The organism is uncultured Chloroflexus sp. (assembly GCF_938091255.1).
GTDB lineage: Bacteria > Chloroflexota > Chloroflexia > Chloroflexales > Chloroflexaceae > Chloroflexus.
This window is the reverse complement of the sequence record NZ_CALLJH010000065.1, coordinates 1-7,411: the sequence shown is the minus strand read 5'-3', so window position 1 is coordinate 7,411 and position 7,411 is coordinate 1. Positions and strand designations below refer to the sequence as shown.

The following is a 7,411-nucleotide window of genomic DNA, read 5'->3' as shown; positions in this document are numbered from 1 at the left end:
TGATGTAGCCCACATGCGGCGCGATGGCCCAATGCTGGGTGATGATGTGACGATGATTGCGATCGAGGGCGGGCTGCACGATCTGGCCTTATCGCCAAAGCCAGTCCGCGAGCAGTATTTTGCCGAATTGATGGGATGGCTTGAAGAAGTGGCAGCCACATCTGTGCAATCAGTATGAAGCGACAAGTCGCCCTCCTCCTTGGCATCTTGCTTATCACCCTCTGGCCTTTGCCAGCGCAATCAGCTAGCATTTGCTTCTGCGACGCAACCCCGATTTGGGTTCATGCCAATCCGCCCGCAGCTCACGAAGTAGCCCTGTTTCGGCTTGAAGTCAACGTGGCCGCTCCAGCACCAGCCACGACTCTAGCAATCTTCGCCGATACCCGTTATGAAGCCTACATAAATGGCCAATTGCTTGGCCGCGGCCCGGCCCGCTTCTCGCGCACCCTCCGCGAGTATGACCAGCTTGTTATCGGCGATCTGCCCGCCGGCAGGCAAATTATCACCGTGCGCGTCCAATGGGCGCCAAACACCCGGCGGAGTGATTCGGAACGGCCATTCCTGTGGGCATTGCTCCACAGCAATGGACAACCATTAGCTCGCAGCGGTCCGCATTGGCAAGCTCGCCTGCTGCATGCCTATCGCAGCGATGCTGCTCCAGTTCATCGCTGGGGCTTGATTGGCCCGACTGAAATCGTTGATCTGGCTGCGCTGACGCCGGATTGGGTGGTAAACGGCGGTACAACCGAATGGCAACCAGCCGTGGCAGTCACAGCTCAGCCAGCGCCGTTTACACCCCGCTCTATTCCGCAACTGGTTGAAGTAGACATCCCGATCCGGTCGCTACAAGCTGGTTGGCTTGCACCGGGGTTCACACCTATCGAATTTCCCGGCGGTGTTGATCAAGCAAGCGTGCAAATCCAGACGCAACGCCCTGCAATTCTCACCCTAATCAGCTTACAGGGTGAACTCACCAACCAATTGACGATCAACGGCCAATCGCTAAATTGGCAGGCTATGCCCAATCGTCCACCGGGGATCGTGACTACTGCCTATCAAGTTGCTGCTGGCACGCATACGCTACGCCTCAGCGGGTTGCGTGACCAACCTGAGGGATGGACAGTCTTGCTCTCACACAACGATTTGGTCACGTTTCCGGCGTTAACACTCACCAACCATGCTGGACGAAGGGTTTTGTTAGCGCCGCCGCAACCTGATCAGCGAGCAGTAATTGCGCAAAGCGAAGTGCCGCTAGTTCTCCATTTTCAACCACCGGCTAGCTATGCCATTCTTGATCTAGGCCGAACAGTGCATGGCCGGTTGTATGCCGACGTAGCAGGCCCTGCTGGCGTCATCGTTGATATTGGCTGGGATGAACGGTTATGGCAAGACACGATCCCATTGCCTTTTCCCGGTACGCTTCACCCTGAATGGAATCAAGTCGACTCGTGGCGGCTCGATGGACGATCCCATTCAATTAGCACCATTGATGCCCGGGCCGGCAGATATGTGCTGATTGCCGTCTGGAGCAACGAGCCGGTAGTCATACGCAACCTGCGCGTCAGCGAAGAGCGCTATCCGGTTACACAGATTGGTTCATTCATTAGTAGTGATCCCCTATTGAATCAGATCTGGCAGGTTGGTGTTGACAGCCTGTACCCAAACATGACCGACGCCTACACTGACACGCCATGGCGCGAACGCGGGCAGTGGTGGGGCGACGCCTACGTATCTGATCGCGTCAATCAGGTCGCCTTCGGTGATCGATGGGTGCTCCAACGAGGCTTGCGGCAGCTAGCCGGCGAGTTTACGACTGAGGGCGCACCAGCAGCGATGGCACCACATATCGGCGGGCGGATGCTCGATTATGGGATGCTATGGGTGCAAGCCATCGCTGATAATCTGCGGCGCACCAACGATCCAGCATTAGCCAGCGAGTTGTGGCCAACGATGACTCGTTTTCTCAACCACCTCGCAACGTATCGCCGCAACGACACCGGCTTGCTCGACCTGCCAGCAGGTCACTGGTCACAAACCACCTATCTCGATAGCAGCGTCACGGTTGCGCGTTACGGCCAATCAACGCCGGTGAACGCAATGTACTACGGCACCCTGCGCGCCGCAGCCGCAATCGCTACCGCGCTTGGCGAGACAGAAGCGATGCACCATTGGGAAAGCGAAGCGACCTTGCTGCGCAATCGAATCAACCAATATCTCTACGACCAACAAAGCCATCGCTATATCACCACGATCATCAACGGCCAACCGATAGCAGCCGGTCCCCATGCGCAGGCTTTCACGTTAGCGTATGATCTGGTACCGCCTACCGAAATCTCAGCGGTGGCCGATGCTTTGTTAAGCCTGATCTCGCGCGATCTCACCCGTCCCAATCTCCAGCTCTACGGGATGTTTTGGGCGCTGGAAGGATTACAGCGTACTGGCCGAATCAATGAAGCAATCCAACTGATAAAAGAGTTCTACGGCTGGCAATTAGCGCAAGGCGCCAGCACATGGTGGGAAAACATGAACGCTAACCGCTCTTGGAGCGGCAGCCTCTCGCATAGCTGGAGCGGCGCACCAACGTGGTTTCTCACCACTGCCATCCTTGGCGCGCGCCAGACAGGACCAACGACATGGGAAGTTGATCCCGCCTGGCAGGGAGTAAGCAGCGCAGCGGGAATCTTACCCTTGCCAACTGGTTCGCTTCTCGTAGACTGGGAATATCTGGGTTGTGAACTCCGTCGCGTGACCATTGAAGCTCCAGAAGCCACTCATGGTAATGTCTGGCTGCCACCGCCAGTGGAAACAACCGTCATCACCCTGAATGGTATAGCCATCTGGACGCCAGAAGCACACAATCCATTGATCCAGCAAACTGATAATGGCCGCCTGAGATTGTCACTTACCGGCGGGGCGCCCTATACGATCGAACAACGCTGTACCTGCAAGGCAATTTGGCTACCAGTCATCAGTCGTTCCTGAGCTAGTGCGGAGGAGGAACTATCTTGAAACGGCACACCATCATTGCACTCTTCATACTCAGTGTATTCGTAGGCAGTCTACCAACAGCAGCGCAGCAGCCAGCCAACATCACAACCATCTATGTACCGGTTGTCTCATCAAACCTCATTCGCCCATACGGTATTGAACCAAATACCGGTTGGTTGTACAGTTCGAGCGTTTATCCGCAAGCAGCTAATCTCGGCGCGCACTGGGTGCGGCTCAACACCATAAGCTGGCGCGAAGCGCAACCTACAGCAACGAGTCCAATCAACTGGAGCGCCCCTAGCTTTCAGCGGTTTGAACGAGAAGTGCTGGCGGCTAATGCCCTTGGCTTACAAGTGATGGCGATTATTGACGATCATCCTTCATGGGCGACCGGCAGTACAAAGATCTGCGCCGCTATTCTCGACGAATACCACGATGAATTTGCCGTATTTGTGCGGGCGGTTGTCGCTAAGTATAGCCAACATCCATACTTCGTTCGTTACTGGGAGTTAGGGAATGAGCCTGATGTTGATCCGAGTCTCGTCGGGGAACTTTCACCTTTCGGCTGTTGGGGCGACAAGAACGATGAATATTATGGCGGCGAACGTTATGGCCGGATGTTGCGGGTGGTGACGCCGGCAATCCGAGCTGCTGATCCGGGGGCGAAAGTAATCTTTGGTGGGTTGTTGCTTGCGCGACCTGAGAATACCAACCAAACTGACGGAAAGCCTTTCAACTTTCTCGCCGGTGCATTGCGTGCCGGCGCTGGGGATTATTTTGACATTCTAGCGTTTCATACCTATCCAACCTTTTTTGAACGAACAGGTTTTAGCAATATCGATTTTGATCTTGACTCTCAAAGCCTCGGCGGTGCATGGGTATCCCGAGGAGGGGCAACAGTAGGCAAGGCCCGATTCTTGCGTGAAGTCATGCAGCAGTATGGGATTAATAAACCGCTGTTCCTCAACGAAACTGGTTTACGTTGCGATGGACGCTATAGCTCTTGTGAAACACAACCAACCGCGTTCGAGCAAGCGAAAGCGAATCACCTCATCCGTTCTTCGATGCGCGCTATGGCGGATGGCATCGAGAACTATATCTGGTATACGCTGCAAGGGCCGGGATGGTCAAACACCGGCTTGCTTGACGTTAATCAACAGCCACGCCCCGCTTACACGGCAATGAAAACGGCCATTGAGCGCTTGAATGAAGTGCGCGTGCCACCCCAACCATTCACCGGCTATGGCACCAACATCGAAGCCTATCGCTTCCGCGGCAATGGCTTTGTACTCGATGTCGTGTGGTCAGTTGACAGCACGCTACGCCAGATCACGTTGCCGGCAACGTCATTCATTGCTGCTTACACTCGTAGCGGTGCTCCGATCACACCGGTGAGCGCCGGCGGGAATGTGATCATCTCGGTTGGGTTTGAGAATGTTTACCTCAAACGAACGCCATAAGCACGAGATTCCAGTTCGATTCTCTTGACGTGGCTAGATCGATCCGGTACACTACTCATGCATACGAGCGGCGGCGGGCAATTAGCTCGTCGCCGTTATTCCTCTTATCTGCTGGAGCGCATTATGCTCGCATCAACACTCAACAACATCTGGCAACAAGTTGCAACTGGAATTTTTGACCCATTATTAACTGTCATCGTCTTCCTTCTCATGCTCAGCCTGCTGGTGTTCGTCCACGAATTGGGGCACCTCTGGGTTGGCCTGCGCATGGGGATTAAAGTTGAGGAGTTTGGGATTGGCTTCCCGCCCCGCGCACTGGTGCTCTTTGAGCGCAACGGGATTAAGTATACGCTCAATTGGTTGCCATTGGGCGGTTTTGTGCGCTTTGCTGGGATGGACGGCGAGAAGGACGCGGTCTATGGCGCCGGCAGTCTTGCTGCCGCCCCACCATGGCGTAAGATTCCGGTAATGCTGGCCGGCCCACTGATGAATTTTGTATTGGCCGTCATCATTTTTACTGTTCTGTTTGCAACGGTTGGGGTACCTACGCCAACGGGACGAATGCTGATCAGCAATGTCTTTCCTAACACGCCGGCAGCAGCAGCCGGTTTTCAAGCCGGTGACGAGTTGGTGCGCCTCGATAACCAGCCGGTAACCGATGAAAACATCGTGCGTGAGGTTGCGCAGCGTCGAAAAGGTACGGCAATTGAGGCAGTCGTGGTGCGCAACGGTGTCGAAGTGACGTTGATAGTGACACCGGGCGCATGGATGGCGCCTGACGGACGCGAGTTTAGCGCCGGCTTTGGCTTTAGCTATGGAGCGCAGACGGTTAACCAGCCAATCAACCCGATCGCGGCAATTGGCACGGGGTTTATGCACAGCGTCGAATTGACCGGACGGATGATTATGATGCTGGCCGATCTGCCGGCAGCGATTGCCGGCCTGTTTAGCTCCACGCCGCCACCTGCCGGCGAACCGCTAGGGCCGGTGGGGATCGCCCGCGCCACCGGCGAAGTCATTCGCCAGCCTGACGGCTTTATCTCATTTTGGTCGCTCACGGCGGTGCTTAGCCTTAACCTGTTTATCCTTAATTTGCTGCCTATTCCAGCACTTGACGGCAGCCATATTCTGTTTGCGCTGATCGAGTGGGTGCGCGGTAAGAAGCTGCCGCCAGAGAAAGAAGCGCTGGTGCATGCCTTCGGTTTTATGGCGCTAATGGGGTTAATGGCGCTGCTGACCGTGAATGATGTGATTAACGCAGTGCAGGGTACGCCGATCTTTGGTCGCTGATGGATATTATTCGGGCAAGTGAACTGGGCGAGTATTACTATTGTGCGCGGGCATGGTGGCTGCGCCGCGTCGCCGGGCGAGAGCCGGACGGCGCGGAACGGCGTACCGCTGGGACGGCTAGCCATGCCCTTCACGGCCGGCTGGTGGCCACCAGCCAGCGCCTCCTCTGGATCGGGTTGGGGCTGTTCGTAGGCGGGATAGGCTTGGTGATCTGGGCAAGCTGATGGCGTGGCTAGGTATTGCGCTAATCCTGTGCGCAGTCGGGATGTTAGTGCTGGCGATGATGTTGCGCCGGCGCAGCGGTTTGCCATGGGCGCGGGTGGTAGGCTCTGATACCGGCATCCAACGCCATCTCGAACGGCCGCTCTTCAGCGCTCGGCTTGGTCTCACCGGCAAACCAGATTATATTCTGCAACGGGGGCAGGCGCTGATTCCAGTGGAAGTGAAACCGAACCGGCGCGTAGCGCAGCCGTATCCGTCAGATCTCATCCAACTAGCAGCTTATTTGGTCTTGATTGAGGAAACAACTGGCGTCGCACCACCGTATGGGTTGTTACGCTACGCCGATGAGACGTTTCAATTGCGGTACACTGCTGCGGTGCGTGATGAGGTGTTAGCAACGCTGGTCGAAATGCGCGATCTGCTCGATTGCGATGATGTCGCGCGCAACCACGCTGAAGCGGCCCGCTGTCGCGGCTGCGGGTTTCGCGCTCACTGTGATGATGCTCTCGCCTAAGCGGCTGGCTCGTGACAAGATGAGGATAGATGCGCAACTGGAAGCAGCTTTATGGATCTCACCTGCGATGATCTGGTAGCGGCGATTGCCGAACATTTGGCCGGACGAATCTCGCGCAGTCAATTGGCGGCGTGGGCATTTGACCGGTTTTACGAACTTGAACAGGGTGAGTTGATCGTACCGCTTGACGAGGAAGCAATCATTCGCGACGCGCTCGATGAGCTGATGTTTGCTGATGATGAGCCATTCGTGCTGAGTGAGATTGAATTACGGCAATTGATGGATCGGCTGGCACAGGTATGAAGATTCAACCGCATCCCCGCTTACACGGTATCATGATCGGCGACGAAGTCTATTCGTACCACTACCACCTAGCCGCTCGTGTCGCCGATATTTTCCCCGCAGCGGTTTGTGTCCGGATCGACGTACTCACCACTGAGACACCAATGGAGTTGAGCCATACTCCCCAGTTGTGGCGCGCTGATGAGATCGAGAATCTGTCGGTGTGTCGCTATTGCGGCGCGCGTGATGAGGTGCGAGTCGTTAGAGAGAATGGCATCCCGTTTCGGGTGTGTAGCCGTTGCGTGCCAGTAGAGGGTGAGCTGTAGACGTCCTGCGGTTAGGCGGATCAGCGATGGACGGGCCGGGCACGAGGCCCGCCCCAACAGCGACACGAGGCCCGCCCCAACCAGCGACAGGGCGGGCACGAGGCCCGCCCCAACCCGCGACGGGCCGGGCACGAGGCCCGCCCCAACAGCGACAGGCCGGGCACGAGGCCCGCCCCAACAGCGGCACGAGGCCCGCCCCAACAGCGACAGGGCGGGCACGAGGCCCGCTCCAACAGCGGCACGAGGCCCGCCCCAACCCGCGACGGGCCGGGCACGAGGCCCGCCCCAACCCGCGACGGGCCGGGCACGAGGCCCGCCCCAACCCGCGA

7 protein-coding genes are annotated in these 7,411 nt (G+C 56.9%); all 7 read left to right on the top strand.

Annotation, left to right across the window (positions count from 1 at the left end; translation table 11 throughout):
- The first annotated feature begins 174 nt into the window (after positions 1–174).
- The 7 genes from Q1A00_RS17500 to Q1A00_RS17470 all read left to right on the top strand — a co-directional run bounded on the left by Q1A00_RS17500 (position 175) and on the right by Q1A00_RS17470 (position 7,082).
- Positions 175–2,982 (top strand): alpha-L-rhamnosidase, encoded by a 2,808-nt coding sequence (locus Q1A00_RS17500; protein WP_298490598.1) that lies wholly within the window; start codon positions 175–177, stop codon positions 2,980–2,982.
- A 23-nt stretch (positions 2,983–3,005) separates the two neighbouring features.
- On the top strand, positions 3,006–4,448 hold the full coding sequence (locus tag Q1A00_RS17495; RefSeq protein WP_298490599.1) for a cellulase family glycosylhydrolase: 1,443 nt from the start codon (positions 3,006–3,008) through the stop codon (positions 4,446–4,448).
- A gap of 123 nt (positions 4,449–4,571) precedes the next feature.
- Entirely contained in the window at positions 4,572–5,738 is a 1,167-nt protein-coding gene (locus Q1A00_RS17490) for an RIP metalloprotease (protein ID WP_299758143.1), read from the top strand.
- A complete protein-coding gene (locus Q1A00_RS17485) occupies positions 5,738–5,962 on the top strand; it encodes a hypothetical protein (protein WP_298407101.1) in 225 nt (74 codons plus the stop codon). The genes Q1A00_RS17490 and Q1A00_RS17485 overlap by 1 nt, the downstream gene beginning before the upstream one ends.
- Positions 5,962–6,474 (top strand): Dna2/Cas4 domain-containing protein, encoded by a 513-nt coding sequence (locus Q1A00_RS17480; RefSeq protein ID WP_298407098.1) that lies wholly within the window; start codon positions 5,962–5,964, stop codon positions 6,472–6,474. The genes Q1A00_RS17485 and Q1A00_RS17480 overlap by 1 nt, the downstream gene beginning before the upstream one ends.
- A 51-nt stretch (positions 6,475–6,525) precedes the next feature.
- Positions 6,526–6,777, top strand: coding sequence for a hypothetical protein (locus Q1A00_RS17475; RefSeq protein WP_298407094.1), 252 nt, complete (start codon positions 6,526–6,528; stop codon positions 6,775–6,777).
- Positions 6,774–7,082, top strand: coding sequence for a hypothetical protein (locus tag Q1A00_RS17470; RefSeq protein WP_298407092.1), 309 nt, complete (start codon positions 6,774–6,776; stop codon positions 7,080–7,082). The genes Q1A00_RS17475 and Q1A00_RS17470 overlap by 4 nt, the downstream gene beginning before the upstream one ends.
- The last annotated feature ends 329 nt before the right edge of the window (positions 7,083–7,411 follow it).